This is a genomic window from Lelliottia sp. 7254-16, from assembly GCF_002922995.1.
GTDB lineage: Bacteria > Pseudomonadota > Gammaproteobacteria > Enterobacterales > Enterobacteriaceae > Enterobacter > Enterobacter jeotgali.
The window spans coordinates 109,005-132,219 of the sequence record NZ_PQVS01000010.1 but is presented as its reverse complement, the minus strand read 5'-3'; the positions used below and the strand labels follow the sequence as shown (position 1 = coordinate 132,219).

The following is a 23,215-nucleotide window of genomic DNA, read 5'->3' as shown; positions in this document are numbered from 1 at the left end:
CATCACGGCAGGCCTCAGCGCCTGCCGTGAAACCGAATTACACCATTCCTGCCTTGAGGATTGCGCATAAATCGTGCATAACTCCTTTATGTGCGTTTGACGGGATGGAAGACCATGAAATTTATTGGAAAGCTGCTGATCTGGATTTTGATTGCGGTACTGATCGCAATCCTGGCACTTTATGTCCTCGTGCAGACCCGATGGGGCGCGGCTCAGGTAAGCAGTTGGGTTACGGTGAATACCGATTACGAACTCAATTTCGACCAGATGGATCATCGTTTTTCCTCTCCTTCACACATCATTCTGGAAAACGTCACTTTTGGTCGGGATGGCAAACCCGCCACGCTGGTGGCAAAGAAAGTCGATATTGGCTTGAGCAGCCGACAAATCACCGATCCGCTGCATATGGATACCATCACCCTGCACGACGGTACCTTGAATCTCTCCCCGCAGACTGCGCCGCTCCCCTTCCAGGCTGACCGCCTGCAGTTGAATAACATGGCGTTTAACAGCCCGAATACACAGTGGGATCTCAGTGCACAAAAGGTCACCGGCGGCGTCAGCCCCTGGCAACCTGAAGCGGGCAACGTGCTGGGCAAAAAGGCCCAAATCCAGATGAGCGCCGGATCGCTGACGCTTAATGGCGTTCCCGCCAGCAACGTGCTGATTCAGGGCGAGCTGAACGGCGATGAAGTGGTGTTGAGCACCGTCGGCGCAGACATGGCGCGCGGTTCGCTGACCGGAACCGCACGGCGCAACGCCGACGGCGGCTGGGTTATCGACACGATGCGTCTGAACGACATTCGTCTGCAAAGCGAAAAATCACTGATGGATTTCTTTGCACCGATTACCACGTTGCCGTCATTGCAAATTGGTCGTCTGGAAGTGACCGACGCGCGCCTCCAGGGGCCGGACTGGGCAGTGACCGACCTCGACCTGAGTTTGCGCAACCTGACCCTCAGCAAGGGTGACTGGCAGAGCCGGGACGGGCGTTTATCCATGAACGCCAGCGAGTTTATCTACGGTTCGCTGCATCTTTTTGACCCGATTCTGAATGCCGAATTTGCGCCGCAAGGCGTGGCGCTGCGCCAGTTCACCTCCCGCTGGGAAGGCGGCATGGTGCGCACCTCCGGCAACTGGCTACGCAACAGCAAAGCGTTAGTGCTCGACGATGTTGCCGTTGCCGGGCTGGAATACACCCTGCCGCAGAACTGGAAAAACCTGTGGATGGACCCGCTTCCGGAATGGCTCAACGGCGTTACCTTGAAAAAATTTGGCCTGAGCCGAAATCTGGTTATCGATATCGACCCCGCCTTCCCGTGGCAAGTCACGTCACTTGACGGCTACGGCGCAAATCTCCAGCTGGCGAAAGACCGCCAGTGGGGTGTATGGGGCGGCAATGCGACATTCAACGGTGCAGCCGCCACCTTTAACCGCGTGGACGTGCGCCGTCCGTCGCTCGCACTGGCGGCCAACGCGTCGACGGTCAATATCACTGAACTGAGCGCATTTACTGAGAAAGGTATTCTGGAAGCCACGGCGGCGGTTTCGCAACTGCCGCAACGCCAGACAACGATCAGCCTGAACGGACGCGGTGTGCCGCTGAATATATTGCAGCAATGGGGCTGGCCTGTGCTGCCGATCAGTGGTGATGGCAACATCCAGCTAACCGCCAGCGGAAGCGTGCAGGATAAAGCGCCGCTGAAACCGACGGTGAACGGGAAGCTGAAGGTGGTGAATATGGATAAACAGCAGATTCAGCAAACGATGGCGGGCGGGGTGGTTTCGACGGTTGCGGCGGCGGAGCCAGCTGTTACCCCCTCACCCTAGCCCTCAAGGGACTGTGCGGTCTTTACCCCCAAACCGTAGGCCCGGTAAGCGCAGCGCCGCCGGGCAATTTCAGGCTCAGATGCCAACAACAAAGCCGGGTGGCGGCTCCGCCTTACCGGGCCTACAAAACCATATCCCCAAACTGTAGGCCCGGTAAGCACAGCGCCACCGGGCAATTTCAGGCTCAGATGCCAACAACAAAGCCGCGTGGCGGCTCCGCCTTACCCGGCCTACAAAACCATATCCCCGAACCGTAGGCCCGGAAAACGCAGCGCCACCGGGCACTTTCAGGCGCAGATGCCAACAAAAAAGCCGGGTGGCGGCTCCGCCTTACCCGGCCTACAAAACCAAATCTACCACCGTACAAATCCCCTCGCCCCTTTGGGGAGAGGGTTAGGGTGAGGGGAAAGCATCACAGATGAATAATCACCTCACTCCCCTGCGCTTTCACCACCACGCCCCATTCGCTGCCCGCATGTGACCCGCCTTTGACGCCCGAGATCTGCTGCACGTTGCGCAAACAGATTGACCAGTCCTGCGCGTTGCCTTCACCTCTGACCGTCACCGTATCCCCCTGGCGAGACACTGTCAGCGTAAACACCACCGAGCCGTCTGCCGCAGGGATTTCACTCACCGCCGTGCACCCGTCAGTCAGGTTAAACAACTGGAATGCCGTGCCTTCATGCCAGGCGTAATCTGGCTTCTGACTGTTGTTGCCGAGCGCCAGCAGGGTATTTTCGCGCACATACACCGGCAGGCTCTGGAAGTCGTGCTGCTGCTTATGCCAGCGGTTACCCTGCACTTCGTCGTTATGCCACAGGTGCGTCCAGCGCCCTTCTGGCAGATAGAACTGCACGTCGCCCGCCTCGCTAAACACCGGAGCCACCATCATCGCGTCGCCGAGCATGTACTGCCGGTCCAGATAATCGCACGCCGGATCGTTCGGGAATTCGAGCATCATCGCACGCAGCATCGGCGTACCCACTTCGCGGGCCAGCGCCGCCTGGCGATACAGGTACGGCATCATCCGGCATTTCAGCTGGGTGAAGTGGCGCACCACGTCGCAGGACTCATCATCGTACGCCCACGGCACACGGTAGGATTTGCTGCCGTGCAAGCGGCTATGGCTGGAGAACAGCCCGAAGGCGCACCAGCGTTTATACACATGCGCAGGCGCGGTGTTCTCGAACCCGCCGATATCGTGGCTCCAGAAGCCAAAGCCCGACAGACCAATCGACAGCCCGCCACGCAGACTTTCGGCCATCGACTCGTAGTTGGCGTAGCAGTCTCCACCCCAGTGCACTGGGAATTTCTGCGCGCCAACTGACGCGGAGCGCGCAAACAGTACCGCTTCCTCTTCGCCGACAGTCTCTTTCATCACATCCCACACCAGCTCGTTATAGATATAGGCGTAGTGGTTGTGCATTTTCTGCGGATCGGAACCGTCGTGCCACAGCACGTCGGTCGGGATACGCTCACCGAAGTCAGTTTTGAAGCAATCCACGCCAATATCGACCAGCCCTTTCAGCTTGTCGGCGTACCACTGACATGCTTCCGGATTAGTAAAATCATAGATCGCCAGACCCGGCTGCCATTTATCCCACTGCCACACGGAGCCATCCGGGCGTTTAAGCAGATAGCCTTTCTCTTTTAACTCTTTGAATACCGGAGATTTCTGGCCAATATACGGGTTGATCCATACGCAAACTTTCAGCCCCTTTTCCTTCAGGCGGCGGATCATCCCTTCCGGGTCCGGGAAGGTCACCGGATCCCACTCGAAGTCGCACCACTGGAAGGCTTTCATCCAGAAACAGTCGAAGTGGAAGACGTGCAGCGGCAGATTGCGTTCCGCCATGCCGTCGATAAAACTGTTCACCGTCGCTTCATCGTAGTTGGTGGTAAACGAGGTAGTGAGCCACAGGCCAAACGACCACGCAGGCGGCAGCGCCGGGCGGCCGGTGAACTGCGTATAGCGATTCAAAACGTCTTTCGGCGTCGGGCCGTCGATCACAAAATATTCCAGAAACTCGCCTTCCACGCTGAACTGCACTTTGGAGACTTTCTCCGAGCCGACTTCAAACGAGACGTTTTCGGGATGGTTTACCAGCACGCCGTAGCCACGGTTGGTCAGGTAGAACGGAATGTTTTTGTACGACTGTTCGGTGCTGGTACCGCCATCGCGGTTCCAGGTTTCAACCGTCTGGCCGTTGCGCACCAGGGCGGTAAAGCGCTCGCCGAGGCCATACACCGCTTCACCGACGCCCAGATCCAGGCGCTCGAACATATAGTTGCTGTCAGTATTTCCGTCCTGCACGTAGCCGTTGTTTTTCAGTTGGCTGCCAGTGATACGTTGCCCATCGCGCAGGAAATCCAGCGCCCAGAACTCCCCTTTAGTGACGCGCACGCTGATGTTGCCGCTTTTCAGTTCGGCAAATTCCGCCGTGTTTTCAATCTGCACGTTGACGTCTTTAAGGACATTGAGCGGATAGTGTGGGCCGTTGTCCAGCGCGCCCTGGAAATGCTCGATGCGCACCCCGACGATGCCTTCTTGCGGCGAGAACAGGCGAACCGTAAACATCAATGTGTCGAGCTGCCAGGTGCGTTCGCGTACATCGCGCGGCGCAACGTATACCACGAGGTCATTGCCCTGCTGCTCCACATCGAACACCTGCACCGGGTAAGTCACATTCAGACCCGGTTGGATTAGCCAGTTTCCGTCACTGATTTTCATACTTTCATCCTCTTAGTTCTGCAATTCTTTGCTGACCGGCAGAGTCTCGAACTCATGCTGGTTGCGACGCGCACCTTGCGCCAGCTCGCCCATAATTTTGGTCAGGAACGGGGTTTTCAGCGTGTAATAGCGTTTGGCGATAATTGCGCTCAGCACGTAACAGATCGCCGGGGCCAGGGTGAACAGACCAATGATGATGCTGATGGTGGTGCTGTTCTGGGTTTTGGCTGCGGCATCGTAGCCACCGCCGGCCAGCATCCAGCCAATCAACGCGCCGCCCAGCGCCAGGCCGAGTTTCAGGACAAACAGCGTGCCAGCAAAACTAATCCCGGTCAGGCGTTTGCCGTTGGTCCATTCGCCGTAATCGACGGTGTCGGACATCATCACCCACTGGATTGGCGTCACCAGCTGGTGCAGCACACCGATCACGAAGATAAAGCTGAACATCATGAACGTGGCATGCATCGGCACGAAGAACATCGCCACACTCGCCACCGCCAGCAGGGCGTTGGTCCACCAGAAGATGCTGACTTTGCATTTCCAGTCGGTGAGCGGTTTAGCGAGCGCAGAGCCGATCAGGTTGCCGACGCAGTAGGTGGTGAGGAACGAGACGAAGATTTCTGGCGAGCCGATAATCCAGGTGCAGTAGTACATCATTGCGCCGCCACGCACGCAGACTGCGAGAATGTTGAGGATGGTGAGCACGCCGACGACACGCCACTGGTCGTTGTGCCAGATGTCGCGCAAGTCTTCACGCATGGAAGTGGTGCTCGGCGGCACCTGGATGCGTTCTTTGGTGGTGAAGAAGCAGAACGCCAGCATCAGGAATGCGACGACCGACAGCACGGCGATCCCGCCCTGGAAGCCAAAAGCTTTGTCTTCGCCGCCAATCAGTTTCACCAGCGGCATCATCAGCACTGTAGAGAGCATGCCGCCTGCCGTCGCCAGCACAAAGCGCCAGGATTGCAGGGAGATGCGCTGCGTCGGATCGTTGGTAATCACGCCGCCGAGGGCGCAGTAAGGGATGTTCACCACGGTGTACAGCAGGGTCAGCAACGTGTAGGTAATGGCGGCATAGATCATTTTGCCGTGCAGGCTGAGGTCCGGCGTGGTGTACGCCAACACGCAGACGATGCCAAACGGGATGGCACCGAACAGAATCCACGGACGGAATTTCCCCCAACGACTACGAGTACGGTCAGCGAGCAGCCCCATGCACGGATCGGAAATCGCATCTAGCGCACGCGCCAGCAGGAACATGGTGCCGACAAATCCGGCGGGGATACCGAAAATATCGGTATAAAAAAACATCATATACAACATGACGTTATCAAAGATGATATGGCTTGCGGCATCACCCATGCCGTAGCCAATCTTCTCCTTAACAGACAATATTTCGCTCATTATTTTTTATCCTTGGACGCTGTAGGGGCGCTGAGACCGGTTTCAGATGTTGTAAACGATCCCCGGTGGGGCGGATATTCTGTTTTCTGGTTAGCTGCTTACGTTTCTTCTCTTTTGTGATCGCCGTAGAAGTTGCAGAAAAAATCTAACCTGAGGATTTTCTTAGGATTTAAGTGAAAGGGGATAATTCAGGTCAAGGAAGGATGAAAAAACTGTGCGAAATGATGTGGTAAATGCCTGAAAGTAGCTATAATGCGCACCGCCTCCATGTAGCAATCGAGGCGCGGAAGATCGTCATCTCCGGTGAGGTGGCTGGATTTCAAATCCAGTTGGGGACGCCAGCGTTCCCGGGCAGGTTCGACTCCTGTGATCTTCCGCCAAATATCGTCTCGCCATGTCCGACAAAGTCATTTAAACCCATTATTTACAGCAAGTTATCTAATGGCGTCATCCGTATCAGTCCGAGGGGATCTCCCTAAATCCACGAAAAATATGTATAGTAGTGTGTATAATTTTTTTATACACAGATTTCACTTATACACATGCCACTTACAGACATACAAATCCGACGCGCTAAGGCACAAGACAAGCCCTACACCCTCAATGATGGACAAGGCTTATCCTTGCTCATAAATCCCGACGGGAGCAAAGGATGGAGGTTCCGCTACCGGTTTGCAGGAAAAGCCCGGTTAATGTCATTTGGTTCCTACAGTCTCGTCTCGCTTGCAGAGGCACGCGACAAACGCGAGACAGCACGCAAGCAGGTGGCAAATGGCATTGATCCAGTCGAAGAACGCAAAGCTCAAAAGCTCGCACAGCAGCTCTCAACAGAAAACTCATTCGAAGTTATATGCCGGGAGTGGCACACAAATAAAGCAGATCGTTGGACGGTGGCTTACCGCGAAGAAATCATTAAGACATTTGAGCAAGATGTTTTTCCGTACATTGGTAAGCGCCCCATTAGTGAGATAAAACCACTGGAACTGCTTGAAGTGCTGCGACGAATAGAGAAGCGTGGAGCACTAGAGAAAACACGTAAGGTGCGTCAGAGGTGCGGTGAGGTTTATCGCTACGCAATCATAACTGGCCGTGCTGAGTACAATCCTGCTCCTGATTTAGCTATCGCTCTGGCCGTTCCTAAGCAAAAGCACCATCCATTTTTATCCGCCGAAGAGTTACCTCATTTTGTTAGAGATCTTGAAGCGTATACCGGCAGCATCATCACAAAAAATGCGACTAAGATTGTTATGCTAACTGGCGTAAGAACTCAGGAGATGCGCTTTGCTACGTGGGAAGAAGTAGACCTTGAAAAGGGGATATGGGAAATACCGGCAGAACGAATGAAAATGCGCAGACCGCACATTGTGCCTTTAACAACTCAGGTAATCGAACTCTTCAAACAACTCAAGCCTATTACTGGCCATTATCCTTATATTTTTATTGGTAGAAACAATCGCAGCAAACCAATTTCGAAAGAAAGCGTATCACAAGTAATTGAATTGCTTGGTTACAAAGGTCGTGCTACAGGTCACGGATTTAGACATACAATGTCGACAATTTTACATGAAAAAGGTTTTGATACTCAGTGGATTGAATTACAATTAGCCCATATAGATAAAAACTCGATACGAGGGATCTATAATCATGCTCTTCATATAGAAAACAGAAGAAAAATGTCACAGTGGTATGCAGATTATTTATATTCTGAGGTGAATTATGGATAATAGAAAAATAGAAAAAATACTAAGAAAAAACAGAATTATTAATGCACGATTTGCAGGTTATTTTGCAAGCTTCACAAGTTTGTGGAACGCATTATTTGCTCCTATTATCATTGGTCTTGGTGTGTCGTATGTTTTTCAAAAAAAAGATATCACCAATGGAATAAGTGATTTCTTTTTTATAGCATGCATAATGTTTTTCATTCTCCATTTGATCCTTGCATGGGGTGCTAAATATTTGGACAAAAAAGATGACTCTACAATCGAGCTTGGTGAATTAACAAAAGAATATAATGATAGAGTAAGTGAGATTGAGATAATTCGTGAGAGAATGGTACATGAAGACAAATTATCTACCACTCAAAAACTTGTTATTTATTTAACAACATTGCAAGTTAATAGTCACATTCGTAAGATTCTTATTGCGAATAAAGAGAAAAAATTGACTCTTGCAGATTTCCCTATTGATACTGCAAGTTTTTTTTCGACCGTTCTAGGCTATTTATCCAGAAACAGAGAAACACTATTTAGTTACAAGAGTGAGTCAAAGTTTAATATTGCCCTTTACATCTACAACAAAGAAACAAATCATTTAGAAGTCATATCTAGAATATGTGATGATAGAATTACCAAGAAAAACAGGGCTTGGAAACCTGGATTTGGCCACGTTGGTTTGACTTATTTACATAAAGAATTAAAGATATGCCCTGACATTACTAAAAGTAATGAGTTAAAAATATCTAATCCTGCTGATAGGAAGAATTATTGTTCATTTCTTTCAGTTCCTATTCTTGCCTATCAGCAAAATTCCAATGAAGAAGAATGCCTTGGGGTTCTTGTTCTAACAAGCGCCCTGCCTGACCAATTCTCGCTTGAGAGGGACCGCGATTTCCTTTTGAATCTTAGTTCATTAATAGCAATATATTCAGAAGTCATTTACAAAATGTATGTAGATACACCAACAAATTAACGTCAAACTTCAGTGGCAATCGCTCAAGTTTTGTGCTATAAGTTATTGTATATCGAATGCTGTTGTCGATATTTAGATAGGAGGGCTAATGATGGAAAAGCTCAGATACGCAAAGTTGTCAAATCCAAAGGGTAACGAAGCCGATGGTTACTCAGTTAATAATGACTTTGAAAAAGTTTATTTAAAATATGAAGCCCAAGGATTATTTAATCAAGTTGATGCAATGATGGATGACTGGATAGATAATCGAGTACAAACTAAAGAGGCTCATATTTTTAAAGATATAAAAAAGCATCATTTAATAAACAAATGACTTTATAACGGGGAGCCGAAGGCTCCCTTTTTTTTAAAAAAAAATAAATATTAGATATTACTCCACTACGACATCAAAGATTATTAGATAAAAATTCACTCAACCGTTGAACTAAATATTATCTACACACTAATATTTAATTGAATGGCATTCGTTATGTGTGTTAAACCTTTTGAGTCGCTGAAGATTTAAATATCTAGTAATGCTTTCTCAGCGCGCAATGCTCTCCCCGCCACGCCTGCCCGCTTAAGAGGTCGCTTTTAATGCAGGTGCAATAACGGTCTCAGGGCTCGCCAGTGCTGACGCTGGCGGGGCATTAGGTTTCGGTAAAACGCATGCAAAACCATGCACCTTACGCATGCATGGCTTTTTTAGATAAAAATGACGGGATTTTCGGGGATTTTTTGACGGGCTACTGCGCGACCAGTTCTGTCCGCTTGCGGGTGAGATTAAGGTTCTGTGCAGGTGTGAATTTTTCGCGATTATCATCCCGTGAAGCCGCGTCAGGCCTGAATCCGATGGACGTTAAAATGTCATTATCCTGTGCGGAATAATTAATTTTTTCACCGGCGGCCAGCCAAACATTTAGTGCCTCGCGCAAATAGTCGACCGAGTGCTGCATGGCGCAGTACTGAACGGCGGGATGTTGCCCGGAATAATTCATCAGCTCAGGTGCAAGGGCTGCGGCCAGCTCCGCCCCATGCGCCTGCATAAAATCATTCAGCCGGTTATGGATGCTGATACGCTGCACCTCCTCATGCGACCGGATATAGCGACCGGCAGCCTGATTAATTTCCCATTTCTTTACCCCAATAATATCGCGCAGCGTTTGCAGGCTCCGCCCGCTGTGACTGTCACCGTCAAGCTGTTCGCGGTATGCCTGTTCGGCCTGCGTCAGTTCTTCCCTGCGTTGCAGCCAGGCGGATTTGTTTGCCTGACAGGCCTCAAAGGCTTTCTGTAGCGTCAGTGTGGTCACGTAAGTTTCTCCTGATGACTGGTCATGCTTAAGCGCCAGCACGGTTAACGATGGCCGCCGGAGCGGGTGCAGGAATGACCGGCTCTGTCGCCGGTGAACGGATAACCCCGTCAACGGATTCAAGCGTGCGGAAGGTTGCCGAGCACTCGATATTCACGCACTGGTGATAGCGCTGTTTGACGTTCTCAGACAGATAGCGACTGGTACGGGCGTGCGCACCGGTTTTGCAGAACGGACAGTGAAACATACTTATGCCCCCGCCTTAGTTTTGTCATGTTCAGCCAGCTTTTGGGCGAGCATGTTTCGCTTAAGTGGACTGCGTAACAGTTCCATATCCACGCCGGTAATCTCTGGCCGCTGCATACCCGTCACGGATAAAACCGGCTCCTGTTTCATATCGAAGTGATACAGACTGCCCTGACGGTTGAGGGCATCACGCAGTTCACCGATGGCGACAGATTGCGGTGCGCTTTCCCCCTTCATTTCCAGGGCACGAATGCGCAGCAGGAAAGCGCGAATGAGCGCGACGGGAACAGCGTTGATAGCCTTAACCCATTCCGCCCCGGCGTAAGCGGTAAACGCTTCGCCATGCGCAGATCGATAATTATTGCCGGTGGAGCAGGCATTCAGCATGGCACGACTCCGGTCAGTCTCCAGCTCCACAATCAGGCCGGTGAACTCGTCGGCCAGCTCCCGACTGGCGATACGCTTGCTGTGCTCCGCTTTCATTTCAGGAGTGAGATTACCGCGCAGGGTACGAAAGCGACTGCGCCAGTCCTGTTCCGCCTCTGCGCTCTCATCGAGAGCTGTCTGTCGCTCCTGCTTACAGCGTTCAATTGATGTATCAATCTCTTTCAGCTTTTCCATGCTGGCTGTATGGGTGTCTCTGGCCGCAGTGAATACGGTCAGTTTAGCGGTGATGTGCTTCTCGCTTTCCGCGTTCTGTTTAGCGACAACGTTCTGCAGGGCAGAAATGACTGTTTCGGGTTTCATGTTCAGGCTCTCCGTATGTTCAACCTGAAATGATTCTGCCCTTCATCACACAACATCTCGATTCATTGCGGTTGTGGCAGTTCTGGCACAAGCAAGGGGGTAAAACCCGGCTGGCCAGAAAAAGGTCGAAGGAAAACCCTCTCTCTGTTTGTTTTTTTACTGATAACTATTCACCACTGTTCACCTTTAATAAAAATATAAGTAATACAGTATGTTAAAGGGTGAACAGTTGAGGGACTGACTGTTCACCGTCTGTTCACCACTGTTCACCGGCTTCCTGTTCAGCTGAATTTTTGACTTAGACTTTTTTTGTATTAATAAATTAAAAACAACCACAAAAATGAATAATAGATAGTGCAATCAGGTGCAACCAAATGCCAGCATATACAATAGCTTTGCCAGTGTTTGCCATTCACCTGTTAACAATTTGTTGTGCATTGAGTCGGTGCAAAATGACTTGTTGCCCTGAGAGAAAATATTCACAAAATAGAGAGCTACCCGAGGCCGGACGGACACGACCGGCACTGTATGGACTTTATGAGGTAGCCCGATGCACACCGCTTTTTCTTCCCCGTCTTCTGCGCCAGTCGCCCCACCAGTGCCGTTTCCTGACGCCGTTCAGGAGCGCTTTATTCGCCTGCCCGAAGTGATGCACCTGTGCGGTTTGTCCCGTTCGACGATTTATGACCTCATCAGCCGGGAGGCTTTCCCGAAACAGATCTCACTGGGCGGTAAAAATGTGGCGTGGGCGCAGTCAGAAATTACCGCATGGATGGCCGAGCGGATCGCCGACCGTAACCGGGGCTGTGACGCATGATGATGGCCGTTCTTCTGAAAGCCCCTTTTTCTGGCTTGCTTCCGTTCGCCGTTTCCAGGTATAGTTTTCCCGCTGTCGCAAAATCGATAGCCGGGATTTGCAGCCCGTGTAACTTATTGGCGACACAACACGCGCCAAGCGTGTTTTTTTATGTCGTTGCTCAGACACACCTATTTTTCGGGCTGTGGTGTTTTCACCGTTGCTCCTGTCAGATAATGGTGGTCCGGGCGGGGCAGCCTTCGGGCTGGCCGGTTTCCAATAAGGCCGGTACTGCAAACCCCGTCCGGGCTACCACCCATGAGATTTGCAGCTCTGGTGGTGGCGATAACCGCTACTTATTGGAGGTTGCCCTTATGGCTACGATCCTCACCCCGTCACACCCGCAATTTGTCTTCGTGTTTGCCGCTGTTCGCCGCGCAGACCGTAAACCCCGTATCTGTATGCTCCGCATCGTGGCTGGTGATGAACACGCCGCACGTCTTTCCCTTGTTCGTGATTACGTCCTCTCGTTTGCTGGCCGTCTGCCGGTTGCGGAGGTGCACGCATGAAACACACCACCCTCAGCATTAAAGAACTCGAATGCCTTGAGCACCTGCGCAACGTCGGCCACTTTGTCAGTGCCATGATGCAGGAGCAGGACTGCACTACCCTCCGTCGCGACCCCGCGCAGCAGTCGCAGCTTAACTCCGTGATTTACCTGATGACCGCCCAGCTCGACGGCGTGGTCGAACGCTGCAATCAGCGCTGGCTGGCCGGGGAGGGTAGCCTATGAAAAAGCCGTTACCGCCGGTATTACGCGCCGCCCTGTATCGTCGTGCCGTGGCCTGTGCCTGGCTGACCCTGTGCGAACGTCAGCACCGCTACCCGCAGCTCACCCTCGATACGCTGGAAAGTGCTATTGCCGCCGAGCTGGAAGGGTTTTATCTGCGCCAGCACGGCGAGGAAAAAGGCCGTCAGATTGCCTGTGCGCTGCTCGAAGATTTAATGGAAGCCGGGCCATTGAAAGCCGCGCCGTCGCTGTCCTTTCTGGGGATGGCCGTAATGGATGAACTTTGCGCCCGTCATATCGCCGCATCGGTTGTGCACTGAGGGAGAAAATAACCATGAAAATGAACGTAACCGAAACTGTAAAACAGGCGTGCGGCCACTGGCCGCGCATTCTCCCGGCGCTGGGTGTGAAAGTGATTAAAAACCAGCATCAGGCCTGCCCGGTATGCGGCGGCTCTGACCGCTTTCGTTTTGACGATAAAGAGGGGCGCGGGACGTGGTTCTGCAACCAGTGCGGCGCGGGTGACGGGCTTAAGCTGGTCGAAAAGGTGTTCGGTGTGTCGGCTTCCGAAGCCGCCGGGAAGGTGAGCGCCCTGACCGGCAGTTTGCCGCCGGTTGCTGAGGAAATTATCGCCGCTGCTGAGGCCGAAACCGACGCCAGCCGCAAAGCCGCTGCCACGCTTGCCGCCTCACTGATGGCGAAAACCCGCCCGGCCACCGGCAACCCCTACCTGACCCGGAAGGGCTTTCCGGCGCTCGACTGCCTGACGCTGACCACCACGCACAAAACCGGCGGCGTGACCTACCGCGCCGGTGATGTGGTCGTGCCGCTGCAGGACGAGTCCGGCGCACTGGTTAACGTTCAGCTTATTAACGCTGACGGTCTCAAACGCACCCTGAAAGGTGGTCAGGTGAAAGGGGCATGGCACCTTATCGACGGGAAAAAAGAGGCAGGAAAACGGCTGTGGATAGCGGAGGGCTATGCGACCGCGCTCACCGTGCATCACCTGACCGGTGAAACGGTTATGGTGGCGCTCTCGTCCGTGAACCTCCTTTCTCTGGCGAGCCTTGCCCGAAGTCAGCACCCGGCCTGTCAGATTGTTCTCGCTGCTGACCGTGACCTCAGCGGGAACGGCCAGATCAAGGCCGCAGCGGCCGCACAGGCCTGTGAGGGCACGGTTGCCCTCCCGCCGGTATTCGGTGACTGGAATGATGCCTTTATGCAGCAGGGTGAGGACGCCACGCGTAAAGCGATTTACGGTGCCATCCGGCCACCGGCACAAAGCCCGTTCGACACCATGAGCGAGGCGGAATTTACCGCCATGAGTACCAGTGAAAAGGCGATGCGGGTGCATGAGCATTATGGCGAAGCGCTGGCCGTGGACGCCAACGGCCAGCTCCTGTCCCGCTATGAAGCCGGGACGTGGAAAATTATCCCGCCGTCGGACTTTGCACGCGACGTGGCCGGGCTGTTCCAGCGCCTGCGCGCCCCGTTCTCGTCGGGGAGAATTGCCTCCTTGGTCGATACCCTGAAACTCATTATTCCCCAGCAGGCTGCACCGGCGCGTCGTCTGATTGGCTTTCGCAATGGCGTGCTTGATACCCTCACCAGTGTGTTCAGCCCACACAGCAAATCCCACTGGCTGCGCACCCTGTGCGACGTGGACTTTACCCCGCCGGTGGAGCGTGAAACGCTGGAAACCCACGCGCCGAACTTCTGGCGCTGGCTCGACCGTGCGGCCAGCGGCAACGCTGAAAAACGCGATGTGATTCTGGCAGCCCTGTTTATGGTTCTGGCGAACCGCTACGACTGGCAGCTCTTTCTCGAAGTCACCGGACCCGGTGGGAGCGGAAAAAGTATTCTGGCCGAAATTGCGACCCTTCTCGCCGGGGAGGACAACGCCACGTCAGCGACCATCGAGACGCTGGAATCACCTCGCGAGCGCGCGGCGCTGATTGGCTTCTCGCTGATACGCCTGCCTGACCAGGAGAAATGGAGCGGTGACGGCGCAGGACTTAAGGCCATCACCGGCGGCGATGCCGTGTCAGTCGACCCGAAATACCGCGACGCCTATTCGGCTTATATCCCGGCGGTGATTCTGGCCGTGAACAATAACCCGATGCGCTTCACCGACCGCAGCGGCGGCGTGTCCCGTCGCCGTGTCATCATCCACTTCCCCGAGCAAATCGCCCCGGAGGAGCGTGACCCGCAGCTTAAGGACAAAATCGCACGTGAACTGGCCGTGATCGTGCGCCAGCTTATGCAGCAGTTCAGCGACCCGATGACGGCACGTGCATTGCTCCAGTCGCAGCAGAACTCCGACGAGGCACTCAGTATCAAGCGCGACGCTGATCCGACCTTCGATTTTTGCGGCTATCTTGAGGCGCTGCCCGAGCCAGAGGGAATGTATATGGGGAATGCGAATATTGTCCCGCGACAGCCGCGCCTGTACCTGTATCACGCCTATCTGGTCTATATGGAGGCGCACGGCTACAAGAACACGCTCAGCCTCACCATGTTTGGCAAAGGCCTGTCATCAATGCTGAAAGAGTACGGCCTGAATTACGGCAAGCGGCGAACGAATCAGGGGATGCAGACTAATCTCGCGCTCAGGGACGAAAGCAACGCCGACTGGCTGCCAAAATGTGACGATCCGACAGCGAAATAACCTACCTCAGACCGGCATTGCCGGTCTTTTTGCATATGATAAAATTAAAATAATTCCATAGCATTGGTATAACCTCCATTAGCTTAATGGATTCTGCTTATTGAAAAATGTAATGACTTAGAGTTAAATATTGTTAATACTTAACCAATTAAAGAACGCATACCATGCAACCAGCAAGATGTTTTTTTCATAGTTTGTGTTTTGTTCCTCCAGATCCATTATCCTCAGGGATAAAAATATTCGGGTTTTCTGAGTTCCTAGCTTCGCTTGCACTTCTAGTTGTTATATTTACAGTAACGGATACTAGATACAAATTTCGTATTTCCATCGCCCCACTCCCACTTTACGTCATCACTTTTGCAATAATTGCACTAACTGGCATCATAAGTTTATTATCGGATGTTTGGAGCGCAAGTAAATGGTGGGTTCTTGACTCGAACTTTGATATAAAGATATTAACCCAAGCGACACTTGGATTCTGTTTTTTATTTTGTTTTATGCTATGGATATATTACGCCTTTCTTAAACCGCCTGTATTCAGCAAAAGAAACCAAATGAAATATATAAATGCATTGTACAAATACATTGCAAAAGGCGTTGAGCAGGAATTAGCCATAATAACTGACGAATTAGGTCGCTCGGCCAACTCATTAATAAAACATTCTGGCAAAGGAGATAGAGTAACTACGCAAATCGCCAATGATATTTTATACTTAATAGGAAATAAAAACTTTTGCAAAGTGCTTGTTGCTACATCACCACGTACTGCTACATATTTTTTCGTTAGCACAAATACTTTTAAAAACTATGATATTCCGCTCCATCAGTTTTCCGCAAACGTATCACAAGAAGTCATAAAAAATAAAAACTCTATAATTTACCACGAGGATAACGGATATTACTCTGGCTTAATGGGGGAGATCCAAGAATGGTCAAAAAGTTTTTATGGCAACTACCTACTAATCGACTCGCTTCAAATAGGGCATCTTTCTCCATTTGATTTCAATTACAAAACATTCCTAAGCTTTGATAATGAACAGTGGGATGCTTATTTTAGAGTTAGCCTTATATATTTAGAGGAAAGATTAAAAAGAGAAAACTTTATTGATACAAACCTAGTCCTAAATTCTGTGCTAGAAAGCATAAAGTACTGCACTCAAAATATGCACATGGTAGATAAAACAGATGATGAGATTAAGAAGAGCGAAGAGATAGAAAAATTACACTCATCAATAGATTTTATCGGCAAACTCTTTGACACCACAACAAAATTAAAAGCGAAAACCATTTATCAATATAGTGTTAGGAAAAGAAGAAAATATGTTTTTGATATACATTACTATATCTCAAGCGCTTTAATTGAGTTGTTATTTAAAGCTTCACTATGTCAAGCAGATAACTTCACTACTTGGCACATTCAAAATAATATTGTTTGGGATGGTATATTTTCAACCCATGAAGAATTTCCAGGCGAGTTTCATAAAATTACAATAAAAAGGACAATAAGAAGAATGTATGAAGAGCTTAAAAGCATTGAAAAATTTGCAAATTTCAAAAACACAAGAATCGCAGGGATTATATTAAATGTATTGGGATTATCCCCCGGCCCTTGTTTTGCGACAAGAAACGATAAAAGGCTTGCTCTGATCAAAAGCCTAACTCAGAAAATAATAAAAGAAAGATTTATAACTCTTCTAGAGCAACAACCTCAAGTTGCAGAAAGCATGTTCCCAAAGTGCATATCCTACGAACCGGAGAGAAAATGCCTAGTTAAGACTTACGCTGTCGGCATAAACAAAGAGGCCCCAAAGCATTATCTTTACCTTGATTAGATTAATACAGTGAACAGTAAAGTGTTCACTGTTCACCTACCATTCACCACATATCATTTTGAAAATTATAACAAAAATCACCTAGTGAACAGCGTGAACAGTTTTTCTAAAAAAAAGTTTTTTCTGTGTCTTAATGATGTTCATAAAACGAACGCTTTAGTCTATATGTATAGCTATGTGTATAAACCCGTTCTTGTGATTTGTTTTTTTACAATAAAATCAACGAATTGCAGAGGCTTTAGGACTCCTGTGATCTCCGCCAATAGTTTTCATTTTTTCTACATTTTCGCTAGACAAATATACTTATGCTCATATCATAAAATTGCCTGTTATTAAATTTTAGGGTTGAACATGGAAAGTCAAATAAGTATTAAAATTGATTATAATTCTGATCGAAAAAATCCAGAAGACATTTTCTCGGCAATGGCATTATATATTTCCGCACAAAAAAAATATGGTAATTTACTAGCTGACAGTTTAGATCTTGATGTTAAATATGAATTGATATTATCAGACATTGAAAAAGGCTCAATTAAATCTGTTCTAAATTCCATTGCAAATGGATTAGGTCAATTCATTAACGTTCAGTCAATGAGATTAATAAATGATCTTATCGATATAAATGAACTTGATTCTACTGAAAAAATAGAAGAACTAATCGAATTTCAGGAATCAAAAATAAAAGAAGAGTGTAATAAAATTTCACCTCACTTAGATAGAGTGAGATTTACAGAGGTAATTTCAGATATATCATCAGCAAATAAACTATTAGAGAAAGGGGAGAAGGTTGTAATAAATCATAAGACTGATTCAGATGATAATATTTACTATCTTAATACTGGAATGAGAGTTTCGGTTGATCCTGAAGAAATGCTAATAAAAGGCGATCATATAATAAACACCACAAAAGATTTTTTAGATATTATTAAACCAGTTAATTTTGGTGATTCACAATGGCTTGTTCGAAGTCGTACAACAGGAAAGCAATATCTTGCATTTATGGAAGATAAGACTTGGTTGAATCTATATCAAACTGGACAACTGCCTGTAATAACAGCAAAATATTGCATGATCGCAATTATAAGAATTGATGCTTTTAAAACAAAAAGAAAAACAGAAATAAAAAGAGCTGAAATCTTAAGAGTGATAAGCGTAATTTCAAGTGATGAGGTACAGAATGAGTTATTCTAAACATTTGAAAAGTCTTTTAGCTGCATACGCGTTCGTCATTGTTCCATTTTCACTTATGATTATAATTAAAGCATCTGAAAAAAAATGGCACGATATAATTTTAGCTAGTGACTGGTCGATTGCAAGTTTCATTATATTTGGACAATCTTTAACGTTTTTATCTTCGGCATTGATATCCACATCAAAAAATAAAAAGAGAGAGGGCTGGGAATGGTACATTGCAAAGGTTTTTCTGACAGGTATAGGTCCTAGCCTTGTCTTTTACACATTACTATTAGTAAAACCGTCTATTACTATTGGTATCGGGCAAATAGTTTTATTTATTTACGCATCATATAGGTTCTTTGTCGATGGTTTGGCAGCCAAAAAATTAGAACAAGATAGTTCCCCATGAATTTCAATTAACTATCTTTTTTTAGCCGCTCTAAACACGCCTCTTTCACCCACTTACTAAAATTCCCTTTCCCCGCAACTTTCTCGATCTGTTCCAATAGTTCATCATCGAAACGGATGTTCTTCATCGTGCTTTTGGTGCGGTCAAAATTTGGTTTCTTTTTTTCTTGCATGGTAGGTACCACTTAGGTTAGTTTATCTGCATGTGGTACCTACCACACGGATTTGGAATTCAAGCAACGCCCAGCAGTGTTGGAGCACTAAAGGGCGTCTAACCTCACCAACTATCAAGGAGTTGATTATGGCTGATTCGCATTCTACCCCAGACACCACCGACACCGGAACTGAGCGCACGATAATTGTGGGATATCGTCCAAATGTTCACGACAAAACCACGCCGAACATCATGCTTTCCGGCAAGTGGCTCCGTGCAGCAGGATTTGAAACCGGGCAACAGGTGACGGTGAAAGTCATGGACGGGTGCATTGTTCTGGTGGCGTACAGCGAGCAGGAGCAGAGGTTGCTGGACGAATTAAAGCAGGCGCAGGCGAAGTTGAAAGAGATTGAAGGGGCGTTGGCGATTACGCATTGAGATAAAGCAAAAAGAGCAACTTGTCAGTCTCGCTTACAAGTTCATCGCGCAAAATGTATTCCAGTTCAAGTGACTTAAAACAGGCTTACCGATCATTCAGTTGTTCGACTAAACCGAACAACTGGTCGCAACTTAGTTGCCGATGTCTCTGAATGTTCCCCCTCACCCTAACCCTCTCCCTCAAGGGAGAGGGGACCGATCGAGCCATTTCTTCAGCGATTTCACCGCTGAACAGGCTGAAAGGGCTCGCCGAATGAAATATCTCTGAAAGCTGCTCGCAGTATCGCCATTGCCTTATCAGGCTGGTTGCCAATTTTTGTCATACTTTTCATCGGGGATGCAATGGCCGTCACAGGCAGTCATTGCAATTATAAACCACAGCTTATATCCTTCGTTTTATAAGCTACAGCTTATCATGGACGAACGAATGTGGACGGTACTTCTCGGAAACGTATTTAAGCAATGGCTGCATGAGCAAGATGAAAGACTACAGGAAAAGGTGTTTGCTGACCTGCTCAATCTGCAAAACTACGGACCGCATCTTACCCGCCCATGGGCCGATTCGGTAAAAGGGTCCCGGCATAAGAATATGAAGGAGTTACGTATTCAATATTCAGGCCGTCCGATTCGCGCGTTATTTGCGTTCGATCCCGTCCGCCGGGCGATAGTGCTTTGTGCTGGCGATAAGCGTGGCGATAAACTCTTTTATGAACGACTGATCCGTATCGCGGATGATGAATTTTCAATTCACCTGGCAACCCTGGAGGCAACAAAATGAAGACCTTAAATGAAGTGATTGCTTCTCGCTCACCGGAAAGCCAAAAACGAATCAAAGAAATGGCCGACGAGATGATTCTGGAAACCGGTCTGCAAATGATGCGCGAAGAATTAAAGCTTTCTCAGAAGGCTGTCGCAGAAATAATGGGAATCAGCCAACCCGCAGTCACACAGCTTGAACAACGCGGTAATGAACTGAAAATTGCCACGCTTAAACGCTACATCGAAGCGATGGGTGGAAAACTGAGTCTGGATGTTGAGCTTCCAACCGGAAAGCGTGTGGCGTTTCATATTTAGATTTTTTCGTGCATCAACGCCGCATATTCCTCCCTCACCCTAACCCTCTCCCAAAGGAGAGGGAATCAAACAATCAAACCCTAATCTCCATCACCGCATACACCCCATCTTTCGGCACAATCACCGTCACATTCTCAACCGGAATTCCTGCCGCCAGATGGATATCCTGCAACTGCTGCAACGAGCGCGGGAAGATGTGCGCCCAGCCGATGCAGCGAAGAATGAAGTCGATTTGCGGGCTGGTTGTGAGCATATTCGACACAATCACCGCCCCGCCGGGCTTCACCAGCCGCAGGGCGCGTTGCAGGAAAATCACCGCGTCCACGTCGTTGAAATATTCAAAAATTCCCAGCGCGTCGACCAGTTCAGCCTGATGTTCGCCCAGCTCCAGCACTAAATCGTCGCTGCGGATCAGGGTATGCACCAAATGGCGCTTGAGCAGCGTCAGCTGTTCTCCGACGTTCAACCCCTCCTGTGCCGCCATCGTTTCTGCCCAACGCAGGGCGACGGGGTCGTCGTCCACCAGCGAGAGATGCACTTTCTGCCCGTCCAGCTTCGCGGTGCGCAGGGCCTCCAGCACCGGGATCGCCGCGCCGCTCGCCAGGCTTATCCAGTCGCTTTCAATCTCATTGCGGATGTATTTGTCCACCAACGCGCCCAGCACCTGCGCGCGGGATCGCACGCCGATGGCATCGTTGGCGTGGATAAACCACTGGCGGCTTTCGCTGTCCATCCGCGTACCTTCGGGCAGGCGCTCTTCCAGCGGATTTTGCACCACAAACAGCGCCAGCGCGGAGGGCACCAGCCGCGCACGCCAGGCCGCCATTGCAGGCCGCGTGCGGTATGCCTGGTCGGAATGGAGATGCTGCGGGATCAATCTCGGCAGGCCGTTTCCGCCCTCTTCGAGCAGGGGGGGCAGCAGTTCAGGGTTGGCTTTGATGGCCTGATTGAGGGCATTGATCTCTCGCGTGACATCGTCTTTCATCGGCCATTGGTCGCTAATATCGGGGAACGATGCGCTATAAATCGTCATATCATCCGGTGCATCACCGCGAAAAGATTGCCATTTCATCTCGTCATCCCCCCGTTCGACCCTAAACGGAAGTCTATGCAAACGGGACGGCATTGCCCTACGAAAAATGCACGATATGCCTTAATTTTCTGCTCACCTGTGCCGCTTTGAAAAGGTATACGAAAGGGAGCGTTCAGGATGATGAAAAAGGTTTGGCAGCTGCTGTTGCCATTGCTGTTGACGGGTTGTGCCAGCCTTGTCGGCAGCAGCGAAGAGACGGTGTATATCGACAGCAACCCGGTTGCGTACTATGCGATTATCGACCGCGACGGCAATATGATCGCCACCGGTCAGACGCCGCAATCCGTGGTGCTAAAGAAATCGGACGGCAGCTATTTCGGCAAACGGGAGTACACGCTGACGCTCAAACAGGAGGGCTACTACTCGACGATGATGCCGCTGGAGTACCGCTTCAGCCACTGGTACACCTTTGGCAATATCATCTTCTTCGGCGTGCCGGGCTGGTTCATCGTCGACCCGTTCTCCGGCGGCATGTATACGTTCAAAGAGGAGCGCATCCACACCATCCTGCGCCCCTGCCCGCCGGGACCGTTCAATCACATGTGCTCCTGACAGTCAAAATTCGTAGTATATTGAGAGTCATCTTGTTCAGCAGGCGCACTCCATGTCTTACTCCATCGGCGAATTCGCCCGACTTTGCGGCATCACCGCCACCACGCTGCGGGCGTGGCAGCGCCGCTATGGCTTGCTGAAACCCCTTCGCACCGACGGCGGACATCGTCTTTACAGCGATGCCGACGTGCAGGAAGCGCTGAAAATCCTCGACTGGGTGAAAAAAGGCGTTCCCGTCAGCCAGGTTAAACCGCTGCTGGCACGGCCCGGCGCGCGCCGCACCAATAACTGGCTCACTCTGCAAGAGAGCATGTTACAGCGCCTCAAAGAGGGCAAAATCGAATCTCTGCGTCAGCTGATATACGATTCAGGCCGTGAATCACCACGCCCGGAATTAGTCACCGAAGTATTGCGCCCGCTACGAAGTCAGGTGTCGGCGAATATTCCAGCAATAATGACTCTGCGTGAAATCCTCGACGGAATTATTATTTCCTATACCTCATTTTGCCTCGAAGGGGATAAACGCGCACCGGGCGATAATTATCTGTTAACCGGCTGGCATCTAAACGACCCGTGTGAAATCTGGCTCGAAGCGCTCAAACGCACCGGGCAAGGTCATCGCATTGACGTGCTCCCTATACCGCCTGCTACGCTGGCACCGGAGATTTTCCCGGATCGGAAATGGCTACTTGTCACTACCGGTAAATTAACTGCTGCGCGTAAAAAACAGGTCGAGCAGTGGCAGCAGCAGGTTATTTCTCTGGAAATGATTACCCTGTAATCAATATTCCCTACGCGAGTTATCACGAAAGATTGAATATTTTCCTGCCGCCAGAATGCTAACGTTTCCTGTATTCACCATTAAACAGGAAAACAACATGAATAAATTCTCCGGCCTGCTGCTTTTATCCTCCATCGCCTTTGCACCTTTCGCCTTTAGCGCGCCGATGGGGACCCTGAGCGTGCATATTCTCAACCAGCAAACGGGCACCCCACCGCCAGATGTCACAGTCACACTGGAAAAACAGCAGCAGGGCAACTGGGCCATGCTAGCGAGCGGCAAAACTGACCACGACGGGCGCATTAAGTCGCTGTATCCAGAGGATCAGGATATGCAGCCCGGCGTGTATAAAGTGACCTTTAAAACCGGCGACTACTTCCAGAGCCAGAAAATGGCCACGTTTTTCCCGGAGGTCCCGGTGCTGTTCACCGTCACCAAAACCAACGAAAAACTGCACATCCCACTCCTGCTGAGCCAGTACGGCTACTCCACCTACAAGGGTAGCTGACCCGTCT

General features: G+C 50.0%; 25 protein-coding genes and 1 tRNA gene. 19 read left to right on the top strand and 7 right to left on the bottom strand.

The annotated features are described in order from the left end of the window. The first annotated feature begins 114 nt into the window (after positions 1-114). Positions 115-1,830 (top strand): AsmA family protein, encoded by a 1,716-nt coding sequence (locus C3708_RS14645; protein ID WP_103950274.1) that lies wholly within the window; start codon positions 115-117, stop codon positions 1,828-1,830. Between the two features lie 412 nt (positions 1,831-2,242). Here C3708_RS14645 and yicI read toward each other — a convergent pair whose 3' ends face one another. Both yicI and C3708_RS14630 read right to left on the bottom strand, forming a co-directional pair. Then, positions 2,243-4,561: an alpha-xylosidase gene (gene yicI / locus C3708_RS14635; protein ID WP_103950272.1), complete on the bottom strand. Its 2,319-nt coding sequence runs from the start codon at positions 4,559-4,561 to the stop codon at positions 2,243-2,245. Between the two features lie 12 nt (positions 4,562-4,573). Next, positions 4,574-5,968: a glycoside-pentoside-hexuronide family transporter gene (locus tag C3708_RS14630; protein ID WP_103950271.1), complete on the bottom strand. Its 1,395-nt coding sequence runs from the start codon at positions 5,966-5,968 to the stop codon at positions 4,574-4,576. A 282-nt stretch (positions 5,969-6,250) separates the two neighbouring features. On the opposite strand from C3708_RS14630, the gene C3708_RS14625 reads away from it, so the two are divergent. The 4 genes from C3708_RS14625 to C3708_RS14610 all read left to right on the top strand — a co-directional run bounded on the left by C3708_RS14625 (position 6,251) and on the right by C3708_RS14610 (position 8,969). Further along, positions 6,251-6,345, top strand: a tRNA-Sec gene (locus C3708_RS14625). Positions 6,346-6,507: 162 nt separating this feature from the next. Then, positions 6,508-7,689 carry an integrase arm-type DNA-binding domain-containing protein gene (locus C3708_RS14620; protein ID WP_103950270.1) on the top strand — a complete coding sequence of 394 codons (1,182 nt, stop codon included), beginning with the start codon at positions 6,508-6,510 and terminating at the stop codon, positions 7,687-7,689. Then, a complete protein-coding gene (locus tag C3708_RS14615; protein ID WP_047737313.1) occupies positions 7,682-8,656 on the top strand; it encodes a GAF domain-containing protein in 975 nt (324 codons plus the stop codon). The genes C3708_RS14620 and C3708_RS14615 overlap by 8 nt, the downstream gene beginning before the upstream one ends. Before the next feature lie 88 nt (positions 8,657-8,744). Then, on the top strand, positions 8,745-8,969 hold the full coding sequence (locus C3708_RS14610) for a hypothetical protein (protein WP_103950269.1): 225 nt from the start codon (positions 8,745-8,747) through the stop codon (positions 8,967-8,969). Positions 8,970-9,381: 412 nt separating this feature from the next. Here C3708_RS14610 and C3708_RS14600 read toward each other — a convergent pair whose 3' ends face one another. The 3 genes from C3708_RS14600 to C3708_RS14590 are packed head-to-tail and all read right to left on the bottom strand — an operon-like array spanning position 9,382 to position 10,938. Further along, positions 9,382-9,945 carry a phage polarity suppression protein gene (locus C3708_RS14600; RefSeq protein ID WP_103950268.1) on the bottom strand — a complete coding sequence of 188 codons (564 nt, stop codon included), beginning with the start codon at positions 9,943-9,945 and terminating at the stop codon, positions 9,382-9,384. Between the two features lie 28 nt (positions 9,946-9,973). Further along, a complete protein-coding gene (locus tag C3708_RS14595) occupies positions 9,974-10,192 on the bottom strand; it encodes an ogr/Delta-like zinc finger family protein (protein WP_103950267.1) in 219 nt (72 codons plus the stop codon). Positions 10,193-10,194: 2 nt separating this feature from the next. Further along, on the bottom strand, positions 10,195-10,938 hold the full coding sequence (locus tag C3708_RS14590) for a capsid protein (protein ID WP_103950266.1): 744 nt from the start codon (positions 10,936-10,938) through the stop codon (positions 10,195-10,197). A gap of 550 nt (positions 10,939-11,488) precedes the next feature. On the opposite strand from C3708_RS14590, the gene C3708_RS14575 reads away from it, so the two are divergent. From C3708_RS14575 to C3708_RS23620, 8 genes are all read left to right on the top strand, one after another. Next, positions 11,489-11,755: an AlpA family transcriptional regulator gene (locus C3708_RS14575; protein ID WP_103950263.1), complete on the top strand. Its 267-nt coding sequence runs from the start codon at positions 11,489-11,491 to the stop codon at positions 11,753-11,755. Continuing rightward, positions 11,752-12,303, top strand: a complete 552-nt coding sequence (locus tag C3708_RS14570) for a host cell division inhibitor Icd-like protein (protein WP_103950262.1) — start codon at positions 11,752-11,754, stop codon at positions 12,301-12,303. Before C3708_RS14575 ends, C3708_RS14570 begins: the two co-directional genes overlap by 4 nt. Next, positions 12,300-12,527, top strand: coding sequence for a hypothetical protein (locus C3708_RS14565; RefSeq protein WP_103950261.1), 228 nt, complete (start codon positions 12,300-12,302; stop codon positions 12,525-12,527). Before C3708_RS14570 ends, C3708_RS14565 begins: the two co-directional genes overlap by 4 nt. Next, the gene (locus tag C3708_RS14560) at positions 12,524-12,844 is read left to right on the top strand and encodes a DUF5375 domain-containing protein (RefSeq protein ID WP_103950260.1); all 321 of its coding nucleotides are present in this window, start codon (positions 12,524-12,526) and stop codon (positions 12,842-12,844) included. Before C3708_RS14565 ends, C3708_RS14560 begins: the two co-directional genes overlap by 4 nt. Positions 12,845-12,858: 14 nt before the next feature. After that, entirely contained in the window at positions 12,859-15,192 is a 2,334-nt protein-coding gene (locus C3708_RS14555) for a primase-helicase zinc-binding domain-containing protein (protein WP_103950259.1), read from the top strand. Positions 15,193-15,356: 164 nt separating this feature from the next. Next, complete coding sequence (locus tag C3708_RS14550) at positions 15,357-17,024, top strand: hypothetical protein (protein ID WP_133159917.1); 1,668 nt, start codon at positions 15,357-15,359, stop codon at positions 17,022-17,024. 351 nt (positions 17,025-17,375) lie between these two features. Further along, positions 17,376-18,215: a hypothetical protein gene (locus C3708_RS14540; protein WP_133159916.1), complete on the top strand. Its 840-nt coding sequence runs from the start codon at positions 17,376-17,378 to the stop codon at positions 18,213-18,215. Next, positions 18,202-18,609 carry a hypothetical protein gene (locus C3708_RS23620; RefSeq protein WP_133159915.1) on the top strand — a complete coding sequence of 136 codons (408 nt, stop codon included), beginning with the start codon at positions 18,202-18,204 and terminating at the stop codon, positions 18,607-18,609. Before C3708_RS14540 ends, C3708_RS23620 begins: the two co-directional genes overlap by 14 nt. 7 nt (positions 18,610-18,616) lie before the next feature. On the opposite strand, the gene C3708_RS14530 is transcribed toward C3708_RS23620, so the two are convergent. Next, the gene (locus tag C3708_RS14530) at positions 18,617-18,781 is read right to left on the bottom strand and encodes a YlcI/YnfO family protein (protein ID WP_103950254.1); all 165 of its coding nucleotides are present in this window, start codon (positions 18,779-18,781) and stop codon (positions 18,617-18,619) included. 128 nt (positions 18,782-18,909) lie between these two features. Here C3708_RS14530 and C3708_RS14525 point away from each other — a divergent pair, with 128 nt between their 5' ends. The 3 genes from C3708_RS14525 (at position 18,910) to C3708_RS14515 (ending at position 20,274) form a co-directional block, all read left to right on the top strand. Further along, positions 18,910-19,200, top strand: coding sequence for a SymE family type I addiction module toxin (locus C3708_RS14525; protein ID WP_103950253.1), 291 nt, complete (start codon positions 18,910-18,912; stop codon positions 19,198-19,200). 427 nt (positions 19,201-19,627) lie between these two features. Next, entirely contained in the window at positions 19,628-19,978 is a 351-nt protein-coding gene (locus C3708_RS14520; RefSeq protein ID WP_103950293.1) for a type II toxin-antitoxin system RelE/ParE family toxin, read from the top strand. After that, positions 19,975-20,274, top strand: a complete 300-nt coding sequence (locus C3708_RS14515) for a helix-turn-helix domain-containing protein (protein ID WP_103950252.1) — start codon at positions 19,975-19,977, stop codon at positions 20,272-20,274. Before C3708_RS14520 ends, C3708_RS14515 begins: the two co-directional genes overlap by 4 nt. A gap of 73 nt (positions 20,275-20,347) precedes the next feature. Here C3708_RS14515 and C3708_RS14510 read toward each other — a convergent pair whose 3' ends face one another. Further along, on the bottom strand, positions 20,348-21,346 hold the full coding sequence (locus C3708_RS14510) for a class I SAM-dependent methyltransferase (protein WP_103950251.1): 999 nt from the start codon (positions 21,344-21,346) through the stop codon (positions 20,348-20,350). A 138-nt stretch (positions 21,347-21,484) separates the two neighbouring features. Here C3708_RS14510 and C3708_RS14505 point away from each other — a divergent pair, with 138 nt between their 5' ends. The 3 genes from C3708_RS14505 (at position 21,485) to uraH (ending at position 23,208) form a co-directional block, all read left to right on the top strand. Beyond that, a complete protein-coding gene (locus C3708_RS14505; protein ID WP_103950250.1) occupies positions 21,485-21,919 on the top strand; it encodes a hypothetical protein in 435 nt (144 codons plus the stop codon). Positions 21,920-21,971: 52 nt separating this feature from the next. Beyond that, the gene (locus C3708_RS14500; RefSeq protein ID WP_095280087.1) at positions 21,972-22,700 is read left to right on the top strand and encodes a MerR family transcriptional regulator; all 729 of its coding nucleotides are present in this window, start codon (positions 21,972-21,974) and stop codon (positions 22,698-22,700) included. A gap of 97 nt (positions 22,701-22,797) precedes the next feature. Further along, positions 22,798-23,208, top strand: coding sequence for a hydroxyisourate hydrolase (uraH, locus tag C3708_RS14495; RefSeq protein WP_103950249.1), 411 nt, complete (start codon positions 22,798-22,800; stop codon positions 23,206-23,208). Positions 23,209-23,215 lie beyond the last annotated feature (7 nt).

What these genes read in the sequence shown, in the direction of transcription:
- C3708_RS23620 (WP_133159915.1), top strand. Translation starts at nt 18,202, where the DNA reads ATGAGTTATTCTAAACATTTGAAAAGTCTTTTAGCTGCATACGCGTTC.
- C3708_RS14560 (WP_103950260.1), top strand. Translation starts at nt 12,524, where the DNA reads ATGAAAAAGCCGTTACCGCCGGTATTACGCGCCGCCCTGTATCGTCGT.
- C3708_RS14610 (WP_103950269.1), top strand. Translation starts at nt 8,745, where the DNA reads ATGATGGAAAAGCTCAGATACGCAAAGTTGTCAAATCCAAAGGGTAAC.
- C3708_RS14530 (WP_103950254.1), bottom strand. Translation starts at nt 18,781, where the DNA reads ATGCAAGAAAAAAAGAAACCAAATTTTGACCGCACCAAAAGCACGATG.
- C3708_RS14645 (WP_103950274.1), top strand. Translation starts at nt 115, where the DNA reads ATGAAATTTATTGGAAAGCTGCTGATCTGGATTTTGATTGCGGTACTG.
- C3708_RS14620 (WP_103950270.1), top strand. Translation starts at nt 6,508, where the DNA reads ATGCCACTTACAGACATACAAATCCGACGCGCTAAGGCACAAGACAAG.
- C3708_RS14540 (WP_133159916.1), top strand. Translation starts at nt 17,376, where the DNA reads ATGGAAAGTCAAATAAGTATTAAAATTGATTATAATTCTGATCGAAAA.
- C3708_RS14615 (WP_047737313.1), top strand. Translation starts at nt 7,682, where the DNA reads ATGGATAATAGAAAAATAGAAAAAATACTAAGAAAAAACAGAATTATT.
- C3708_RS14525 (WP_103950253.1), top strand. Translation starts at nt 18,910, where the DNA reads ATGGCTGATTCGCATTCTACCCCAGACACCACCGACACCGGAACTGAG.
- C3708_RS14570 (WP_103950262.1), top strand. Translation starts at nt 11,752, where the DNA reads ATGATGATGGCCGTTCTTCTGAAAGCCCCTTTTTCTGGCTTGCTTCCG.
- yicI (WP_103950272.1), bottom strand. Translation starts at nt 4,561, where the DNA reads ATGAAAATCAGTGACGGAAACTGGCTAATCCAACCGGGTCTGAATGTG.
- C3708_RS14505 (WP_103950250.1), top strand. Translation starts at nt 21,485, where the DNA reads ATGATGAAAAAGGTTTGGCAGCTGCTGTTGCCATTGCTGTTGACGGGT.
- C3708_RS14575 (WP_103950263.1), top strand. Translation starts at nt 11,489, where the DNA reads ATGCACACCGCTTTTTCTTCCCCGTCTTCTGCGCCAGTCGCCCCACCA.
- C3708_RS14555 (WP_103950259.1), top strand. Translation starts at nt 12,859, where the DNA reads ATGAAAATGAACGTAACCGAAACTGTAAAACAGGCGTGCGGCCACTGG.
- C3708_RS14590 (WP_103950266.1), bottom strand. Translation starts at nt 10,938, where the DNA reads ATGAAACCCGAAACAGTCATTTCTGCCCTGCAGAACGTTGTCGCTAAA.
- C3708_RS14565 (WP_103950261.1), top strand. Translation starts at nt 12,300, where the DNA reads ATGAAACACACCACCCTCAGCATTAAAGAACTCGAATGCCTTGAGCAC.
- C3708_RS14510 (WP_103950251.1), bottom strand. Translation starts at nt 21,346, where the DNA reads ATGAAATGGCAATCTTTTCGCGGTGATGCACCGGATGATATGACGATT.
- C3708_RS14550 (WP_133159917.1), top strand. Translation starts at nt 15,357, where the DNA reads ATGCAACCAGCAAGATGTTTTTTTCATAGTTTGTGTTTTGTTCCTCCA.
- C3708_RS14515 (WP_103950252.1), top strand. Translation starts at nt 19,975, where the DNA reads ATGAAGACCTTAAATGAAGTGATTGCTTCTCGCTCACCGGAAAGCCAA.
- C3708_RS14500 (WP_095280087.1), top strand. Translation starts at nt 21,972, where the DNA reads ATGTCTTACTCCATCGGCGAATTCGCCCGACTTTGCGGCATCACCGCC.
- C3708_RS14520 (WP_103950293.1), top strand. Translation starts at nt 19,628, where the DNA reads ATGTGGACGGTACTTCTCGGAAACGTATTTAAGCAATGGCTGCATGAG.
- C3708_RS14595 (WP_103950267.1), bottom strand. Translation starts at nt 10,192, where the DNA reads ATGTTTCACTGTCCGTTCTGCAAAACCGGTGCGCACGCCCGTACCAGT.
- uraH (WP_103950249.1), top strand. Translation starts at nt 22,798, where the DNA reads ATGAATAAATTCTCCGGCCTGCTGCTTTTATCCTCCATCGCCTTTGCA.